General features: G+C 59.6%; 12 protein-coding genes and 1 tRNA gene. 7 read left to right on the top strand and 6 right to left on the bottom strand.

The window, feature by feature from the left end; translation table 11 throughout:
• Positions 1 to 98: 98 nt before the first annotated feature.
• Positions 99 to 959 (bottom strand): hypothetical protein, encoded by an 861-nt coding sequence (locus tag IRI77_RS36725; protein ID WP_194449886.1) that lies wholly within the window; start codon positions 957 to 959, stop codon positions 99 to 101.
• Positions 925 to 2034 (bottom strand): hypothetical protein, encoded by a 1110-nt coding sequence (locus IRI77_RS36730; protein ID WP_194449887.1) that lies wholly within the window; start codon positions 2032 to 2034, stop codon positions 925 to 927. The genes IRI77_RS36725 and IRI77_RS36730 overlap by 35 nt, the downstream gene beginning before the upstream one ends.
• Positions 2035 to 2365: 331 nt before the next feature.
• On the opposite strand from IRI77_RS36730, the gene IRI77_RS36735 reads away from it, so the two are divergent.
• The 7 genes from IRI77_RS36735 (at position 2366) to IRI77_RS36765 (ending at position 16047) form a co-directional block, all read left to right on the top strand.
• Entirely contained in the window at positions 2366 to 5839 is a 3474-nt protein-coding gene (locus tag IRI77_RS36735; RefSeq protein WP_228486509.1) for a helicase-related protein, read from the top strand.
• Positions 5840 to 5907: 68 nt separating this feature from the next.
• Complete coding sequence (locus IRI77_RS36740) at positions 5908 to 7533, top strand: hypothetical protein (RefSeq protein ID WP_194449889.1); 1626 nt, start codon at positions 5908 to 5910, stop codon at positions 7531 to 7533.
• A 50-nt stretch (positions 7534 to 7583) separates the two neighbouring features.
• Entirely contained in the window at positions 7584 to 10760 is a 3177-nt protein-coding gene (locus IRI77_RS36745) for a DUF1156 domain-containing protein (protein ID WP_194449890.1), read from the top strand.
• Between the two features lie 24 nt (positions 10761 to 10784).
• Entirely contained in the window at positions 10785 to 14117 is a 3333-nt protein-coding gene (locus tag IRI77_RS36750; protein WP_194449891.1) for a DUF499 domain-containing protein, read from the top strand.
• Positions 14105 to 14515, top strand: a complete 411-nt coding sequence (locus IRI77_RS36755) for a hypothetical protein (RefSeq protein ID WP_194449892.1) — start codon at positions 14105 to 14107, stop codon at positions 14513 to 14515. The genes IRI77_RS36750 and IRI77_RS36755 overlap by 13 nt, the downstream gene beginning before the upstream one ends.
• Positions 14516 to 14538: 23 nt before the next feature.
• Positions 14539 to 15639, top strand: coding sequence for a hypothetical protein (locus IRI77_RS36760; RefSeq protein WP_194449893.1), 1101 nt, complete (start codon positions 14539 to 14541; stop codon positions 15637 to 15639).
• 96 nt (positions 15640 to 15735) lie between these two features.
• On the top strand, positions 15736 to 16047 hold the full coding sequence (locus tag IRI77_RS36765; RefSeq protein ID WP_194449894.1) for a hypothetical protein: 312 nt from the start codon (positions 15736 to 15738) through the stop codon (positions 16045 to 16047).
• 28 nt (positions 16048 to 16075) lie between these two features.
• Here the strand turns inward: IRI77_RS36765 and IRI77_RS36770 are convergent, their stop codons facing one another.
• The 4 genes from IRI77_RS36770 to IRI77_RS36785 all read right to left on the bottom strand — a co-directional run bounded on the left by IRI77_RS36770 (position 16076) and on the right by IRI77_RS36785 (position 19275).
• Positions 16076 to 16342 (bottom strand): hypothetical protein, encoded by a 267-nt coding sequence (locus tag IRI77_RS36770; RefSeq protein ID WP_194449895.1) that lies wholly within the window; start codon positions 16340 to 16342, stop codon positions 16076 to 16078.
• A 134-nt stretch (positions 16343 to 16476) separates the two neighbouring features.
• Positions 16477 to 18063: a recombinase family protein gene (locus IRI77_RS36775; RefSeq protein ID WP_194449896.1), complete on the bottom strand. Its 1587-nt coding sequence runs from the start codon at positions 18061 to 18063 to the stop codon at positions 16477 to 16479.
• On the bottom strand, positions 18053 to 18565 hold the full coding sequence (locus tag IRI77_RS36780; protein WP_228486510.1) for a DUF2924 domain-containing protein: 513 nt from the start codon (positions 18563 to 18565) through the stop codon (positions 18053 to 18055). Before IRI77_RS36780 ends, IRI77_RS36775 begins: the two co-directional genes overlap by 11 nt.
• Positions 18566 to 19200: 635 nt before the next feature.
• Positions 19201 to 19275 (bottom strand) — tRNA-Asn (locus IRI77_RS36785).
• Positions 19276 to 19356: the final 81 nt, after the last annotated feature.

The following is a 19356-nucleotide window of genomic DNA, read 5'->3' on the forward strand; positions in this document are numbered from 1 at the left end:
CCTGTCCCTCACGCTTTGTGCGTGTTTGGTACAAGACGATCTTGAATCCTCACCCCGTGGGCGATTCAACAAGGGCGACGTGGGCGAACTGTGGGCGATCAGCGCGTCGGTTTGACGATCCCTCGGCGGAGCAGAGCCTCGATGCGGGCAGACTTTTTCGATTTCCTTGGCAGCTCGTCGCGGACCCATTTGTAAAGGTCAGTAGGATCCACTTCTGCCTCGTCCGCGACCTTCGTTTTCGGGATGTCATACTTCTGGCAGAAAGCGTTCAGCACGCGTTCCCGGTCGGTCGGCGGCGTAACGGTCTGTTCATCTTCGGAAGACACTGGATCGACCGCAACAAACCGCCCGGCATCGTCCACCACGATCTGGGCTTCAAGCGAAATGAAGCCGATTCCGCGGGCCTGGATCATCTCCTGAACGGCCACATCCCGAAATCGTTCGGTAGGCGCCACCAATAGGAAGGGCCCATCGATCTCGACCAGCAGCCGGCGAACGCCCTCCAGAAAAGCCGTTCGCCGCGCCTGAACCTGCAGGAAGGCGGGCTGGCTCCGCGTGTTGGCGCGGGATGACACTCCAATCGCCCAGACGCCAGGAAAGCGAAGGGCAGGCTGCTGCCAGCGCAGCCCTAGCGCTTGCGCGACGGGTTTGAAGAAGGAGGCAAGGTCGAGTTCGTGGATCAGCGCGTCACTGGTGGTGAGCACCTTGTCCTCGCAAAGCCTGTGTGGGTGTCTGCAGATCGCCGCAAAGGAGCCATTACCGTAATCGACGATGCCGCGAGGGCAATCGGCGTCGCGCGGATTCGGACAGGGATAGCGGTGCCCCAATACGTCGGTGGAGCGAAGATGCGGACGAAGCAGCGAGAACTCGTCGCCACAGTGCACTTCCCACACCGCCGGGATGTCGGTCAGCCCCGGAACCTTTTCAATCGCCCGCCAAAGCTGCGTCAGCTTGCGCATCGGCCGCGCCCTCCTCGGTAATGACGAATCCACGGGCACGCAACCAGTCCTCGATCACCATGGCCTCCTCGCCACGGTTGTACCCGGACTTGTTGCCAGCCTTGATCGTCACGGTTCGAGGCTTCTTCTCGTCATCCAGCTTGATCTTGAACACGGCTTTCCGGATCTGCGCTTCCGCTTCAATGGTTCTCTGGATCAGCGCCAGCGCATGAAACAAACTCTCCGCGCGATGAACCTCAAAATGCTCGAAGGCGCCGCCCCACGAGTATTCGATCTCCCGGAGTTTCACTGTGTCCAACCCAGCGATGTCGCGGCAGTTCAGTGCTGCGCGGCCATCCTCCTTCAGTGGATCGAGCGTGTACTTTTCCGCGAAGACGAATTTGTCCTCGCCGCCGAACACGTGCCGGCCAAACTGAACACGGTATTCGCGGACATCGGCAAAGGTGGATGCATTGATGCGAAGTTCGTTATGGATGGCGTCGTAGATCACCACGTCGGTCTTCTCCGGCCGGAAGAACGTCGACGTCGATCGGGGGCCCTTCCGGCTTGGCTCGCGCTTGCAAGGCTGGCCATGCTCCACGAGGAACCGGACCTCCCCGACAGAATCCTTCCGCATGATCCGGCATCCGACGCCGCGCTTCTTCGCTTGGAAGTAGGCATCAAGCGATGCTTCCAGTTGGGACAGATCCGCCGGCAAATCGTCTACCGCCATGACATCGTCCGGGGCGGCCGCCCGGAAGCTCTCGAAGGACTTTCGCTTCTGGAAGAACTCCTCGTGCTCCTTCCTCTCCAGCGCTTCGGGATTCTTCAGCCAGATCTGCGTGGCCAGATCCAATGCGGTCACTTCGCCGTCTGTTTCGATCTGGTTGGACCCCGCCAGATCCAGCAGTTCATCGAAACGCTCATCCGACCCGATGCTGCCAATCAGGTGGAGCGCTTCCACCAAGTCGCCTGGCATGTCCTCGTCGGGCTGGGCTAGGATACCGCCCAAGGTCGTGGCATCGATTTCCTGGTTGGCGCCGGAGGGAAGGTCAAAGCCCTTCATCTCCAGGAACATCCGGAAAGGTTCGAGCAAGGGGATCAAGTTTGCAGGTTGGATCTTTTTCAGGAGGTCCGGCTGCGCAAAGCTTCTCAGGTTGAATCGAGCCATCTTCAGACACCTCAATAAGTTATGCGGTCCGTCGCGGCAGGTCTGTCACCGTCGATACGCATCTGGCGGGCGGCCTGGAGTACAACCGTTTCAATTCTAGAATGGCGAATACGAGGCGAATACATTCTCACAGCCCAAGCTCTTGGAGTCCGGCCAGATGGCATTCTTGCCAGAGTTCGACCTGTGGAAAACGAATTGCAAGTTTCCCATTGACAGCGATTATAGCATTCGCTATATATAGATCAAGAGTTTTTTGATGGACTCCGAACAGATCAAAACCGTACGAACCCAATTGCGAATGTCGCAGCAAGCTTTTGCGGCGGCCCTCGGCGTCTCCTTCGCTACCGTCAACCGTTGGGAGAACGGGAAAGCCAAGCCTCAGAAGGACCGGATCGACCGGATCAAGGCCCTTCTTCATGGAGAGTCTGCTGAAGTAGAGGCGCAGCTTTTCCTACCAGCAATGCCGGTGCGTCTGGATTTCGAAGGAGACGCGGAGGCCGTCAAGCTCGTTGTGGACGCCCACCGATTGCAGAACGGTCATCTCTTCAATAAGGCTTTCGGGCTGGAACTCTCCCGCGTCGTGCCCTTGCCGCATCAGCGCATCGCCGTCTACGAACAGTTGCTGCCGCAGAATCCGCTCCGGTTTCTGCTGGCCGATGACGCCGGCGCCGGCAAGACGATCATGACCGGCCTCTACATCCGGGAGATGATCAACCGCGGACGACTAAAGCGGGCAATCATCTGCGCGCCCGCCGGGTTGACCTGGAACTGGCGCCGCGAACTCCGGCACTTCTTTGACCTGGAATTCACCATCCTTCGCGGCGCGGACTTTGCCAAAGGCGATCCCCTAACGGAACCCGGCGCGGGCCTGTTCATCATCAGCGTCGACACGGCCGCCACCGATGCGGTGAGGGAGCGGCTGACGGCGGCTACTCTCCCGCGGTTCGACCTAGCGGTTTTCGACGAAGCGCACAAACTGTCATGGGGCGATCCGAACCGCCCGGACAGCAAAACCCGGAGATACCGGCTCGCCGAGGCTCTCAGCCACCGCGCCACCCATCTCCTGCTGCTGACCGCGACACCTCACATGGGTAAGCGGTTTCCGTACTACGCCCTTTGGCGCCTCCTGGACCCGCAAGTTCTTTCCACTCAGGACGCCTTCGATGCCTTGGTTCCCGAGAAGCGCACCAAGTACTTCATCCGGCGGCTCAAAGAGGAAATGGTCGACTACCACGGGCAGCCGATCTACAAACCCCGTCTCTGTCAGACCATCACCTTCCGCCTGTCCTCTGCTGAGAATCGGTTCTACGATGCGGCCACCGACTACCTGAAGTGGAGCTACGAGAACAACCGGACCAGCAACAAGAACGCGGCCGCAATGGTTGTGGCGGTCCTCCAGCGCCGGTTGGCCAGCTCCACCTACGCCATGCTGGAATCCCTCAAGCGGAGACGGCAGCGGATCACAGAGAATGTTCCCGCGTCCGGTCCAGTGCAGGTTTCCCTTGACCGCATCACCTCCTATTTCGACACCAGCACGGCGGACGAGTACGAACAAGATGGCGACGGCTACGAAACGGAAGAAGCGGTCGAGAGCCAGGCACTTTCCCTGGCGCGCCCGGCAAATGCCGCACAGCTTCGAAAAGAACTCGAATATATCGACCATGTAATGGCACTCGGCGACCAGGTCCGCGAATTGCAGCAGGAGACCAAATTCCTGAAGCTGCGCGAACTGATCGAGTCCTCTGAGTTCCGAAATCAGCAATTGCTGATCTTCACGGAGCATCGGGACACTCTCGAGTACCTGCGTCAACGCTTCGAAGCGCTCGGATACACGGGGCAGCTCTCGTACATCCACGGCGGCTTGGACGTCGAAGAGCGCGAGAAGCAGCGCATCTTCTTTATGCCCGCCGAAGTCCGGCGCGAGCAAGGCATCAAAAACCCGGATGCACCATCCGCACGATTCATGCTGGCGACCGACGCCGCCGGCGAGGGCATCAACCTTCAGTTCGCCTGGATCATGGTGAACTTTGACATTCCGTGGAACCCGGCCCGGCTCGAACAGCGCATGGGCCGCCTCCACCGCTTTGGCCAGCGTCACGCCGAAGTCCGGATCTTCAATATGGTGGCCGAGGGCACGCGCGAGGGCGACGTGCTGGCGACGCTGCTCAGTAAACTCGACGAAGCGCGGAAAGACCTGTGCAGTGACAAGGTCTTCGATGTGATCGGGCAGCAGCTGGAAGAAGTCTCGCTCCGCGACCTCATGAGGGACGCGCTGTTCGAAACCGCGCCCTACTCGGCGCAAAAGAAGTTCGACTCGCTTTTCGCCACGCAGCGGCTTCGAGTGGCAGTCGAAGAACAACGCAAGACCGCCTCCACGTATGGCGATGTCGCCAGGCGGCTCGGCCAATTGAACAGCGAAATCGAAATCGAGCGCTTCAACCGCTTGCTGCCGGCCTATATCCAGAACTTCATCGACAAGGCGGGGCCCCGTCTCGGAATACAGATCGAAGGCGACGTGACCGAATCCGCGCGCTTCGCTCCTTCCGGACCGGATGGCACTTGGCTGCGCAACCTCAGTCCACGCTTCCCCAACGGTCTGCCGGAGTTTCTCACCGTGCGGCGAGACTCTGTGATCCCAGGTATCGACGCCAGCCGGGTCTGCTTCCTACGCCCTGGCGACATCATCTTCGACGCTCTGTGCGACCAGGCCATCGTGAAATTCCAAGGCGATGTTCAACGCGGCGTGGTCTTCTGCGATCCCGCTGCGGACCGCCCATACTTCTTCGGCGTCTACGTTTGCCAGCTCGGCGAGTCGACGATGGGCGATGGGCGGACCGCAAAGACAAGCGGCTTTGACCGCCGCCTGATCGGAATTCGATGGGACGAGGCCGGGGAGTTTTCATCTGGCGCGCCGAATCACCTTCTCGCCCTGCAGCCCGCGCCGAAGTCCCTGCTGTGGAAAGCGGGCAACCTCCTGCTGAATCCGGAAGAAAGCGCGGCGCGGGCCGACTCCTATGCCCGGATGCTGGCCGAGACCACGTATCTCCAGCAACTTCGCGCGGCGCTTCGCGCGCAATCGGAAGGCCTCATGGACGATCTCCTGCGTGGGTTCGACTACCAGGGCGGCGCACTGGCCGAGAAACGCAGCGATCTCGCGCGGCGCATCCGGCTGGGTGAAGAAGACCTGGCTGGAGACCTGGAGGAAGTGAAAAAGCAGCAGGCGCTCCTAGACGCAGAGAAGGCGGAAGCTCTTCTGTATGAACAAAGGCGCCCGGACCTGGTGGACGTGGTCAAACTGGAGCGCATCGCACTCGCCATCGTGGTTCCCGATCCGACGCCGGAAGCCCGCGAGGCCTACGACAAAGACATTGAAGCCATTGCGATGCGGATTGCCAGGAATTTCGAGATCGACCACTATCAGGCTCGCGTGTTCGATGTCTCCTCCCCGCACCTCGCCCGCGGCTACGATCTCGAAAGCCATCGCGCGAACGGCGACAAGGTAGTGATCGAAGTGAAGGGCCGGGCTGGCCGGGGACAGGTTCAGCTCACCGACAACGAGTGGCCGACCGCCGCGAATGTCCGCGACAAGTACTGGCTGTACGTCGTGGTGGACTGCGCCACCGATCCCAAGCTCTTCCGGGTTCGTGACCCGATCCGGCTGGCGTTCAAGACGAAACAGTCCTTCAGTATCAATATCGGCGAGGTGATTCGGGAGGCGGAACCGGAATGAGGCACCGCCAGGCTGTGGAAATGATTGAAGCAGCCATCCTGCGCTTCGGCGAGGAGGTTTAACGTTCGATGCCGAATCTGTACTCCATCCAGTTCGAAGTCATTCCCGCCAGTGGGCAAAACGTAGGGGCGTTGCTATCAGAGCTCCTGAACCGCGTCTCCAACTGGGTGGAAGAGAAGTACAAACGGTCGTGGAACACCCTGTGTGCGTTTCCGCCGGCAAACAAGAGCGCGGAACCGCTGCCGGGCCATTCCATTCACCACTACTGCCATGCCGTTGGCGAAGGCGCATTGGTTCGTGTTCGCTGGATTCACCCGGACGACAAGGACGCGTCCATGCGGTGGACCACGGATATTGCCATCGCCTGGCTCGATGATCGGATACAGTTTGCCTTGCAGCTTGGCGCGGCCTCCACGGCGTTCGTTGTCCGACCCGCCTGGCTGAGCATCGGGAGACCCCGAATCGTTACGGACATCCTTACGGATTATTCTTGCTGGGCCGGCCCCCGCCCGATCCTTTCCCATAAGCAACTGGTGGAGGCGTCAGACGTACCGACCTTCGTTGACGAAATCCTGCTGGACGACAAACGCACTCTGCCGGTCGTGGTCGTGTCCCATGACAGGTTCAAAGACGAGCCCAACGTGGACGCAGACCGTCTGCACCGCAGTCTACTGGGTTTTGCACACGTGGCGGTTTTCGATAAATGGGCTGCTTTCCGGCTTACGGACAGTCTGGGCAAGTCGCTTTCGTGTTTCAACGGGTGCATCCGCATCTATTGGCCTGGCCTAACCCGAACCTCCGATCCGATGCAACACGAACTTTACTTCCCGATTCAGATCGAGAAGTTCGAATTCTCAGGGAAGCCCCTCGATCGGCGGCTATTCAACTTCCTGTCGAAGGTTTCGGCCTTCCGCTTCGCAGACGGAGAAGTGATCCGGGAAACTCAGGCGAGAATCGATGCCGAGCGGGTGGCTGAATCCGAGCGCGTCCGGAGGCAAATTCAACAAGGAGCCAGCGACGCCAGCACCCTGCAGGACTTGCTGCCTCTCCATGAGATGGCGATGGAAGAAAACGCCTCGCTGCTGGAACGGCTGAAGCAGTTGGAGAAGGAGAAATCCGACCTGACGTTCGAGTTGAGCACAGTCAAGTCGAACTGGAACTTGTTCCAGCAGCATCAGGCGCTCAGTGGTGAGGACGAGGCGGCGGCGCCCCAGGAGCCGGAAGAAGTGGAACCCGAGTCTCCGCTCGCTGCGTTGGAGCAGGCCGAGCGTGAGTTCGGCCAGGATCTCCTGGTGTTGGACACCGCCAAGAACGCGGCCGGATCTTCGGAGTTCGCCCGGCCCGAGGAGGTTTACCAGGCGCTCATGGCCATCAGGGACGTCGGGAACCTGTATTTCGACTCAGTCCGAACCGGCACGTCCATGGGTGGATGGGCCGAGCAACTTGGCAAGCGGGGATTCACCCAGTATTCGCAGACAGAGAGCGACACGGTGAAGAACGATTACCGCAAGTATGGGCGGTATCGGGAATTCACGTTGAACGGTGGCAAGAGAAAGGTCTACCAGCATCTCGACCTTGGTGGTGGAGACCGAAAGAACTGCCTTCAGATCTATTTCGAAGCCGATCGGAAGCTGAACAGGATCATCATCGCGCACTGCGGGGACCATCTCCCCTTCCCGCGACAGAGAACGTGATCGGCGGCAAACAAGAGATTCGGAGATTTGGGACCAGAAGGAGTGAAACGATGAACGACAAGCCGCGGCTAATTGAAGTAGCTTTTCCGTTGAAGCAGGCATCGATCGCTAGCGTTCACGAGAAGAACGTGAGGCATGGCCATATCTCGACGCTGCACATTTGGCCTGCCCGGCGACCGCTTGCGGCTTGCCGGGCAGCGCTGCTGGCCACTCTTCTACCAGATCCGGGGGACTCAGAGAAGAGGCGAGAACTGATGGCTAAAATCGGTGGCGCCGTCGTTACAAAATCCGTTGAGGAGGTTGATGACGAAGGTAATACCGTCGTTGAGGACAAGCAGGTCGTAGAGGGCGGAGTCCTCGCGTGGGGCCAAGAGGACGAAGGGTCGATGGAAGAGCTTCGCAAGGAGATCGCCAGCTTTTATGGGGACGAGATGCCGAGCGTGCTTGACCCATTCGCTGGCGGTGGGGCCATTCCATTGGAGGCCATGCGCCTCGGTTGTGCAGCAACGGCTTCTGACCTGAATCCTGTCGCATGGTTCATCTTGAAATGCACTCTAGACTATCCACAGCAGTTTGCAGGCAAGACATGGCCGCTTCCGAGTTTCGTGCGTGACTGGCCAGATTTCCTTGAGGACTTTCTCGCGGGAAAAGTGAAGAGACGCAGAGGTGATAAGAAGTCCCACTTCTCAGATCCAAAGCAACTGGCTCTTATGGAACTGCCCGACGCTGACCTGGCTTGGCACGTGCGTGCCTGGGGAAGGTGGGTACTTGAGCGCTCCCGTGCGAACCTTGCATCCCGCTATCCCATCATCAGCGGAGAGCACACCGTAGCGTATTTGTGGGCACGAACAGCAAGAGACAAGGTTTCAACTGGTCGCATTCCACTCCTAAAATCGTTCTGGCTATGCAGGAAGAAAGGCCGGCGCGTGGCACTTTTGCCGGTCCCGAGCGCAGATCGGTTGCGTGTCGACTTCGTGCTCTTGCGGGACTCAGATCTTGATCAGCCCGAACGGATCATCGCAGATAACCCGCACCTGTCTGCATGGGAAGTCACGGTTGACACGTTTTCGGACTTTCTTAAGTTGGGCACGATGAACCGCGCCGGTGTCTGGAGTCCGCTGAGCGGACGGCCTGGAATGATCGCCCTGACCACCGAAGATCTTCGTCGCCAAGGCCAACAAGGCCTCCTTGACACGCAGATGATCTCGGTTGTCGTCGAGGTTGTAAAACCCGGAGCCAAGAAAGCCGTCAAGTTTTATCGACTGCCGTCCGACAGCGAGATTGTCGCTGCCTCGCCTGAGATCGAAGACCTCGCTGCCATTTTTAGAGACTTGCCGTTCGGCATGCCTGACGAGGCGACGCCCGCCGGCGGCGGCAGTGGGGCATCGCGGGCATTCTCGCTCCATAACTACGGACTTAAGAAGTGGCGAGATATCTTTACTTCGCGTCAACTCTTGGCCCTTGGTGTTTTCGCCGTACAGACACGCGAGGCAATTCAGGTCATCCGACACAACGAGGAACCGGCATCGGAAGCGCTAGCTGCCTACTTAACCATCTTATTCGGACGCCTCGCGAACTACATGAGCACTTTGTGTATCTGGGACCCAACTGCCGGAGAGGTGAAACAAACGTTTAGCAGGTATGCTCTTCCGGTCAATTGGGATTTCGCCGAAGCAAACCCTCTGTCGCAGTCAGATCGCTATTACGCCGGAGGTATGGAGGTTGCGGCGAAGGCCATCGCATCCCTTTTGGTTGCCACCAAAGGCAACCATCGTTCGCCGGATATTCGTCGCTCTAGTAGCGTGACAACCAAGTTCGCGGAGCAGCAGATCATCTTCACCGATCCTCCCTACTATGACGCCATACCGTATTCGGACCTGATGGATTTTTTCTTCATTTGGCAAAAGCGCATCGTCGGCGATCTCAATGAGACATATCGGCAAGTATTCAGTGCGCAGTTGGGGCCGAAATGGGACAACGCCGCGAACGATGGTGAACTGATTCAGGATGAATCGCGTCATTCGGGCGACAAGGTGAAGGCGAAACAGGCCTATGAAGATGGCATGGCGACATCGTTTCAAAGGTGCTACGAGGGATTGAGTGATGGTGGTCGTTTCGTGGTCGTGTTCGCTAACAAGGACGTCGATGCGTGGGAAACGCTTGTTAGTGCAATGATCCGTGCCGGCTTCCTCGTGGTTGCTAGCTGGCCGATTCAGACAGAGATGACCGGAGGATTCAGAAACTTCAACAGAGCGTCGCTCTCGTCGTCGATCTGGATCGTGTGTCGGAAGCGACCGAAGAGCGCCGCCGCGGGATGGCAGGAGAGGGTGTTGGAGGAGATGAAGAAGACGCTCTTCGATCCTCGCGACACCTTGGGCGGCCGCAACATCCTTCAGTACTACTTCGACTTAGGGATCAGTGGACCCGACTTCATTTGGGCCGCGCTAGGCCCGGCGCTCGAGGCATACAGCGCTCATCCTTTTGTCAAGAAGACTGAAGGAGGCATCCTCACAGTGAGCGAGTTTCTCCGCGAAGTGCGCAAACTGGTACTTCAATTCTGCCTGGGGGAACTGCCTGGCTTCCGTGATTTCCAACTGGAAACCCAAGGGCGCGGTGAGAGCCTTGAAATGGATCCTGTCACCCAGTATTACTTGCTTCACCGCGCTTACTTCGGACTTGAGCCGACTCCGGCTGGCGCTTGCATCCTTTACGCGAATGCTTGCGGGAAGAAGGAGACCGAACTTAAAGTCGTGTGGAACATCCTGGAACAGGGAGGGAAGCTGAAGAAAGGGCGGCCGCGAAAAGAGGACGAAGAGTCCGATGATCAGCCAAGCGAGACTACCGAGGGCAAAGGAAACGAGTACCGATTGATGGGGTGGCAGGAGCGATCCTCGAAAGAAGGACTCGGAGAGAGCAAGGCCGGGCAACCAGCTCCGCTGATAGACAAGCTTCACCGTTTGATGTTTCTCTTTCAACAGAACCGAACTTCAGAGGTCCAGGAGACATTCGATGCCTGGGGGTTGTCCAACGACCGGGCATTCAAGCCGCTGTTGCAGGCCGTTCGTGAGTTGGCAGTACGCGACAAGCAGGAGTCCGAGAGGCGGCTTGTCGAGGCGCTCGCGACACAACTTCGGATGAGCCGAAAGATGATCGTCGTTGCAAACGAAATGAAGGAAGTGTCGCTTTTTGATGCGGTGGCAGACGCCGACCAAGTGCAGATCAACTAGAGACAGCAAAGAGGAATCGTCGATATGAGCAAACAATCAGTGATCCAGCCGTGGAAGGCCACTTGCGATCTGCGCCCGGAGATCCGCGATCGAAAGCTGACCGCCAGCGACTTCGCCGTCGATCTCTACAAGGTGATCAACGGCTGGCCGGGCGACATGCCGTTCTACTGCGATCCCGCGCAGTTCTTCAGCACGACTTATGCGACCCAGAATCTCCGGCAGTTCTGCAAGGTGGTTCTTCGGCGGCTCGCGAAGGTTCCCGGTGGTGAGGCCGTGATCAACGTCGCCCAGACCTTCGGTGGCGGTAAATCGCATACGCTCACCACGCTCTACTACCTGACCACCCTCGGCGCCAAGTTGCCGAAGGGCGAGACGTCAGTAGGGACAATTCTGAATGACGCCCAGCTTGCTGATCCGCCGATCGCCAGAGTTGCCGCCGTGTCGTTCGACAAGGTGGACTGGGTAAAGGGCTGCGAAGTTGCGTCTCCGACGGGGGAGAAGCGCAGTTTCCGCATGCCCTGGAACCTGATCGCCTGGCAGTTGCTCGGCCAGAAGGGCCTGGATATTCTGGCGCGTGACGAGGCGAAGGCGGACTATGACACACCGCCGTCGGACACGCTCTGGGCGCAAATCCTCAGTGAGGTTGAGGCTTCGGGCTGCGGCGCGCTGATCCTGATTGACGAGTTCCTGATGTGGGCGCACGACGCCGCGTCGCCCGACTCATCGGGCCAAAAGCAGGACCGTGGCCCCGTTTGGTATGACCGCTTCAAGAATTTCTTCCAGCGTCTCTCTCAGGCCACCGAGTCCTCGTCGCGTTCCTGCCTGGTCGTCTCCCTGCTGGCCACCGACCCGCAGAAGAACGACGAAGTCGGGAAAGCGGTTCTGAATGCCTGCAACAACGGCCTGAACCGTCAGGCGTCGCTCCAGTCGCCCGTTGAGAAGGACGACCTCGCGGAGTTGCTTCGGCGCCGGCTGTTCGTCAGTTTCCCCGAGAACCCCGCGGATCGTGAGAAACACATTGTTGCTTTCTGGCCGCGCATGAAGGCCGTCGATGGTGTCCGCGCCAAGCAGCCGGATTCGGTAGACCGCCTGAAGACGGCGTACCCGTTCCATCCGGACCTCCTTGATCGCTTCTTCGGCAAATGGACCGACCTGGACCAGTTCCAGCGCACGCGCGGCGTCTTGCAGACCTTCGCCATGGCTCTGCGCGACGCGGAGAAATGGGACGAATCACCCATCATCGGGCCGCAGGTCTTCTTGAACGCGCCGGGCAAGGATGGCCTGAGCGAAGCGCTGCTCAAGTTGGCAGAGGCCGCGAAAGACTCCGACCGCGTGAAGAATCCCCAGTGGCCGACCAACCTGAAGACGGAGTTGCCACGAGCGATGGACGCGCAGAAAGCGGATGCCGCCACTCTCACCGGGCGCGAGATCGAGGCGGCGTGCGTGGCCGCGTTCGTTTTCTCCCAACCCATCGGAGAACAGGCGGAACTATCGGATCTTCGCTGGCTACTGGCTGGCACTTGTGAGATGCCGGCCGTTTTGAACAACGGACTGATCGCCTGGGCCAAGGCGTCCTGGTACCTGGAAGAGTGCGATTCGACGGAGGCTGGCACCGGCGTTCCGAAATATTGGAGGCTCGGGCCGAAGCCGAATCTCAACCAGCTTCACGATTCTTACAAGAAACAGGTGCTGAAACACGCGAAGAGCAAGTTCAATGAACTTGCAGAGAAGAAGTGCGATCCCCTGTATGAAGGCGCGGTCGAAGAAGGCATCAAGCCGCACAAGCTCCCGGATGCGCCTGCTGACGTCGATGACGATGGACAGTTCCGGTTGGTGGTGCTGGGCGCTGACTACGCTGGCGTGGTCGGCGACCCGCCCCTCGCAAAGGCGCAGGAGTTCCTGCGCACGCACTCTTCGCCGAGCGATATCCGGACGTATCAGAACATTGTCCTCGTTGCGACACCCAGCGTGACAGGACTGCATCAGGCGGAACAACAGATCGCGGAGTGGCTGGCCTGGGAGGAGATCGAAACTTCGAGCCAATTCAAAGATCTGGACAACTTCCAGCAGAAGACCGTGCGCGACAAGAAGCGCGAAGCTTTGAAGGCGGCGCAGACCTCGGTCAAGAACGCCTACGAGTTGGTTCTCTACTTGGAGAAGGACGGTTCGATCCAGGCCAAAAAGATCACACTTGGCGCGGAATCGCTCTTTGCTACGCTCCTGAAGGAAACGGCACTTCGGCTATTCCGCCAGAAGATCGACGCGGAAGCGATCATGCCGAACGGCCTATACCCGGTTTGGCCGGCGACAGATTCGCACATTCGCGTGGCGGACCTGTACCAGCAGTTTGGTCGCGATCCGCGGCTGCCGAAGCTCCTGAGCGGGCGGACTGTTCTCAACACGATCGAAGACGCGGTGCGGCGCGGGGTGCTGGCTGTTCGCTGTGTTCGCACCGACCAGTCCGAGGCGTGGTTCTGGCGTTCCGGGATCGACGTCACCGACTGGGGCAAGAGCGCCGAAGCCTGGCTGCCGGCGCAGGCAACGCTGAACGCACTGAGTTCGGCGGCAGTCCTGCCAGCCGCACTGTCTGGCCTGTGGCCGAAGACAGACGACGGCGTCAAGCTCTCGGATCTGTTTTCGTGGTTCGATGGGACCCACGTCTTCGAGGAGGAGACGCAGCCCGGTTACCCGCCAGAGATGCGACCGATCCCCAAAGTGGACTACACCTTCGTGAAGAAAGCCGTTTCGAAAGCCATTCAGGATGGCGGGCTCTGGCTGGTCTACGGCAACGACAGCGTCTTCTCGGAGGCCCCCACGGCGATCCAGATGGATGCCGACGCGCTCCTGTTCCGGCCACCGGCGGCTCTGGCCGCGATGGACCTCCTTCCAACGGCGCTGTCCGACGCCTGGACCACGGAGGCCGAGCCGAAGACCACCGTGTCCGCGTTGTACGCCGACCTGAAGGCCAAGCGCGGGCGGCCGTGGCCGACGAAGCTCTTCATGGATAGCGTCAATGCCGCTCTGGGTCAGGGTTTCATTCACCGCGTCAGCGGAACTGGTCCGATCAGTTCCCTGCAAAATGACGGCAGCACTGACCTGATGATTCGTAGCGCGGCACCGAAGCCCCAGGAGCCACCTCCAACCCAAACGCCAGCGGGGCGTCGAGCCTCGAGTCTTGCGGTCCTCAGCATCTCGGAAATCCAGGACCTCGCGGACCAAATCCACATGCTGTCAAAGCCCCTCGCCGGCATGGACCCGCAGATTGAAGTCCGGATCACGGTCAAGACGAAAGGGGATGGCGATCTGTCGCTGGCGAATAGCATCCTCGACAAGATCAAGGCTGGATGGAAGCTGTGATCGACGAGTCTGCGTGCGGAGAACCCGATCAGGATCGGCAGCCGAACCGCAGGCTGACCGCAGACGAGCATGAGTCTGCCCGGCGCATCCTCGACACCACGCGCGCTGAGATCAAAAACGTTGCAGCGGGCGATCGGGAACTGCTCTTCGCGCTACGCCGCTATATCCTCAATCGCTTAATTCACGACGAGCGAGGTACCCCCATGCAGCGGCGGAAGCTCAAGCAGAAGAAAGTCGCTGAGCAGAACGGCCAGTGCGCCATCTGCCAGAATCCGTTGCCCAAACGTAATTCTGTCCTGGACCGGATCGTCGCCGTTGACGGATACACAGAGGCCAACACGCGTGTCCTCTGCCCCGAGTGCGACGGGTCCGTTCAGGCGGAAAGGAAATTCAGCTAGGCGAGTGGAGCTCGAAGCGCGCCATGAATGAACTGAACCTGTTTTCGCTGCACGGCAGGTATTTCGAGGACGACGAGAACCGGTTCACCGCGAACGTACTCTTCATGCTCTCGGAATTCCGATCCAGCTTTCTTCCCGCGTTCCTCGAGCGATGCGGCGCGGTTCTGCCGACGACTTCCTGTGCCAAGATTCGGATTCGCTTCCAGGTACCCCATAGGTCCGCGTCCGGCAACGTCAGAATCCCCGATGGCGAAATCCGCCTGGACGATGACCTTCACGCTCTGATTGAGGCCAAGATCGGTAGCAACCCGCTTACGGTTGAGCAGATTACCGACTACGCCACGCACTTGGCCACATCGCCCGCCATGAACATGAAGCTGGTGTGCATCACCCAGATGGACTGCTTCTGCATCGGCAACAGAAACGTTTCATTTGATGAACTGAAAGCACAGGTTGAACCCGCCATCGTGCCAGATGGAACATGCGTCTGGCTGCGCTGGTTCGAAGTGCTCGACATACTGAAGCGCTCTCTGCGATTGACGCCAGATCAGATCAGGAAGGACCGGCGGCGGGTCGTGAATGGAAAGGATGTCGAGTACGGGCGGCGCATCGGCGCGCTGTTCCTGGAGGAGGTGGAGACTACGATGTACGACAAGAAGGAAATCGACCTACTGCCGCACGGTGAGATCGAGGATGTCGTTCTGGCCGTCCAAAACGGTTGGTTCATGGATGTAGCCCTTCGGCATCGTGTCTGGTTTCCCAACAATCTCGGCGGAAGGGCCGCACGTTACGTGGCCCATTACGAAACGGCAGACCGCGTGAATCAGAACCCGAGCCAGATTGCGTACATTGCGCGGAACCGCACCATGTGGAACCGGATCACGATCCAGGAAGCAAGGACGGTGCCCGAGTTGCAAAATGCCTTTGCCGATCCTGCGGTTCTGGCCGAGGTCAACACATGGGCAGCGGAAGGGAAGCATTGCATCATTCTCACCGATCCACCTGTCCAGCTTCGTAATCCGCTACAATTAGGCGACAAGCGGTTTTTGGCCCGCATCATGCCAGGCAGATTCGTATCACTTCCGGCGCTTCGCAATGCAAGCACCATTGATGACCTCTACTGACTGCCGTCGCCGGCTTTAAGATCCCGCCCTTTCCGTTTATCAGCGATTTTCAGAGTCGTTGCTCCGGCATGCCCCACCATGGCTGGTGGGGAACTTATGAACGCCGAAGCAACCATGTATTCCTTCAAACTCCGGCCCGCTACCCTCGCCAAGCTTGACGTCCTTGCGCGCGCCCTTGGTCTGCACTCGCGCGGCAGTGTGCTGGACCGCGCGGTCACTTCGCTGTGGCGAAAGAAGATCGAAATCACGCAGTATGCCGGCCTGTGGTCGCCTGTAACCGACGGCAGCCGCGAGGATGAAATCCTCCGCCGGCTTCACGATATGGCTCGGATTGAGTTCCGAAGTATGGCAGATGTCGCTGAGGAGGCTATCGATGGCCTCTTGGAACAGTCGCTGAAAGCCGCGTAACGGGCTGAAGGAAAGGCCCGCGACAGGATTACCGCAGCAGCAGCGAACGCCACGCCGTTCGCTGCTCCTCCCATTTAACCAAGCCAATAATCGGGCGTAGATCACGCTCCGTTCCTCCGCCGTCCTGAGAGGCGTCCGCAAACAGCAGCAACTCCTGGATTTCCGGAGTGAGGTTTAGCAGATTCATGATCTGGGTAACCCGGGCGCGCGTAACGTAGCCCAGCCTCGCGATGTCGGCATAATCTCGAACTTCACCGCGATCTACTGAGTCCTGAAACTTGATGGCCAGGGCCATCAACCGCGTGATTCGGGGTAGCTGGGGCGGCGCCGGTCCGACGCGAGGCCGAGGGTCAGCCACCTGACGTCGCCCGCGGGCTGGACGCGGGAGGACGGTCTCGACCTGGAATCCGGTCTCCGCATCGGCAGGCGTCATTGGTTGTTCGTATTTGCGTGGCATAGTTCCTTTCCTTGTGCATGACGGAACCCGATAGTCACCTTGCCGGTGCGGCCGTCGTAGCCCACCTTGGTCACCAGGGTCCGTATGAGTTTGTCCCTCTCGCGCGTGGTCAGCGAATCCCAAATCAGCTCGAACCGCTCGAGGGTTCGTTGGATTTCGTACGGATCGGCAGCGGACTCTTCCGTGGCCTTCATCTTCAAGGCGACTTCGGTCAGTTTGCGCTCGACAGCCTCGATCTCCTGCTGGAGACCTGCAATCCGGTCGAACCGCGCAGCGGAACCGCTCTTCTTGTCGGCCGCATTGCGCGCGAGGTCGCCGTTCAGCTTGTGCAGCTTCTTGAGCAACTCAGTCTGCTCGGCCTCGATCTGAGCGCGACGGCTGCGATCGTCCGCCTCGACGCCCGCCACGACCTGCGCCCGGAGCTTACCGTCGCGGCCCAACGCACGAATGCTATCGAGGACAGCCGTCTCGATTCCCGGCGCCGAGACCGACTTCGTTTCGCAGGCCTTCCAGCCTTTCTGCTGGGCGTTGTAGCAGACGTAGTAGCGGTAGAGCTTCGGCTCGCGCGCGGTGTAGGTGTGGACCATGGGCGCGCCGCAGGGAACGCAGAACAATAGACCGCGCAGCAGCGCGCCATACTTGTTCTTATTGCCGCCGCCGTTCGTGTGGCCGTTGTGGTGCAGGTTGGACTGAACCAGGTTCCAGGTTGCCTCGTCGACCAGCGCCTCATGCTCGCCCGGGTAGAGCTTCCCCTTGTGATTGACGAAGCCCGTGTACAGCGGATTGGTGAGGAGCATGTACACAGCCTTCTTGATGAACGGCTTGCCGCCCCGCTCGCGCCCGGCCTCCGTCTTCCACTGCTTGGTGTGCCACCCGAGCCGTTCGAGCTGGTGCACAACCGGCATGAGCGAGTTGTGCCGCAGGTACAGATCGAAGATCTCCTTCACCTGCAGGCCTTCAGCTGTGTTCACCAAAAGCCGGCCGCCGTTCGGATCGATGTCGTACCCGAGCACCGGATGTCCGCCGACCCATTTGCCCTTCTTCCGTGCCGCCGACATTTTGTCGCGGGTGCGCTCTGAGATGAGCTCGCGTTCGAATTGCGCGAAGGAGAGCAGAATGTTCAGTGTCAGCCGACCGAGCGAAGACGTCGTATTGAACTGCTGGGTGACGGAAACGAAGCTGACGCCGCACCGGTCGAAGCTCTCCATTAGCCTGGCGAAGTCGAGCAGCGATCGGCTCAAGCGGTCAACCTTGTAGACCACTACGCAGTCGACCTTGCGAGCCTCCACCGCAGTCAGCAACTTGGCGAGCGCGGGCCGATCCATGTTGGCGCCGGTGTAGCCGCCGTCGTCAAAACGCTCCGGGATTAGACTCCAGCCTTCGTGCCGTTGGCTTGCGATGTAAGCCTCGGCCGCTTCGCGCTGGGCGTCCAAGGAGTTGAAATCCTGCTCAAGCCCCTCCTCCGTCGATTTCCGGGTGTAGACGGCGCACCGGACGTGATTCGCGGCTGCTTTGGGAAGAGGGATCTCAATGGTCTGTCTGGGTCTCCTATTTCGCATCACGCTCCTCGGCTGGCTGGAGATTGAAGAAGAGGAAGCCATTCCACTTGGTCCCAGTCAGTTCACGGGCGATCGCGCTGAGCGATCGGTAGATCTGCTGCTCGAACTCGAACCCGTCCGTCAGCACTCGCACAATGATCTCGCGACCCTTGTAGTGTCGCCGGAGGATTGTTCCAGGCGCGGGCAACCGGCGATCGAGGCTCCGCGACGCCTTTGTGCGGACGGCCAGTTGCGGCGGAATCGAGGTGTTCTGTCCGAAGAATGTCTTCGGCGCCCGGATCCGAAGGTCCGCATCGTTGGCGATTTCGAGCGCGCGACGCCGGGCGCGCTCCGACAAGCCGCCCTCGGCGAGTGCCTGGATGCGCCACGCGATTCGGCGGAACAGAAACTGCTTGTGGTTCGACCTCGATTCCTCGCCAAAGACCTCGATGTATCTCTCGCGCAATTGGCTGACCGTCATCTGGGCCAGTTCCTCGATCTGTTGTGAAACGTCGGTACCCAACTCATTCTCCTTTCTCAGTGCCGTTAACCTCTTGTCCATGAGGGCTCGAAGCTTCGGCACTATCAAGGGAAAGTTCGCGGCGCCGGCGTTCGCGATACCGGAGGTAGCCAGCGGTCAGGATCTCGGCGATGGCCTTCAGATCGTCGTCAAATGATCGCGTCGGCTCGTCCAAGCGTCCGTGCTCCCCAGCGTCACCGAACCGCTGGGAAGCAGGCCGTGGATGCCGGAACGCCGCGGGAGCCGTGAGCTCCGGCGCCGGCCTGTCATGGCCGACTTCCGGCACCCACAGCGCTGTCCGCCTTGCGGTCGTTCCGCTGTCTGGTGGATTGGGAGGCGATCAGCGCTCTCCCACTGTAAACATACGCAGGAATTGGGAAGACTGTGCACACCGCCCGGCGAGATTCTGAGGCTGTTAAATAACCGAAGGGCCTCTCCCGGCGAGTGGAGAGGTTCGGCCAGACGGGGGCGCCAACCACTCACCGGCGGACTCACCGACGCTCGCCACTTCGGTGGCGGCGGAGAACATGAGCGTGCAAGTTGTTGGCAGGACGTGCGCAACTCCGGAGGCTTCCTTCGGGCACACGAATGGCTCTGGTGTTAACGGGTGGGGAGGAAAACTGCGGATGGAAATAGTTTGGCTCCTCAGGTAGGACTCGAACCTACAACCCTTCGGTTAACAGCCGAATGCTCTACCATTGAGCTACTGAGGAGCAGTTGGTTATTCCTTTGTAGCAAGCCCACCCCCACAATGTCAAACTTCGCCCCTCTTCTTCGTCGTACACTGACCTGTA

The organism is Paludibaculum fermentans, assembly GCF_015277775.1.
GTDB classification, from domain to species: domain Bacteria; phylum Acidobacteriota; class Terriglobia; order Bryobacterales; family Bryobacteraceae; genus Paludibaculum; species Paludibaculum fermentans.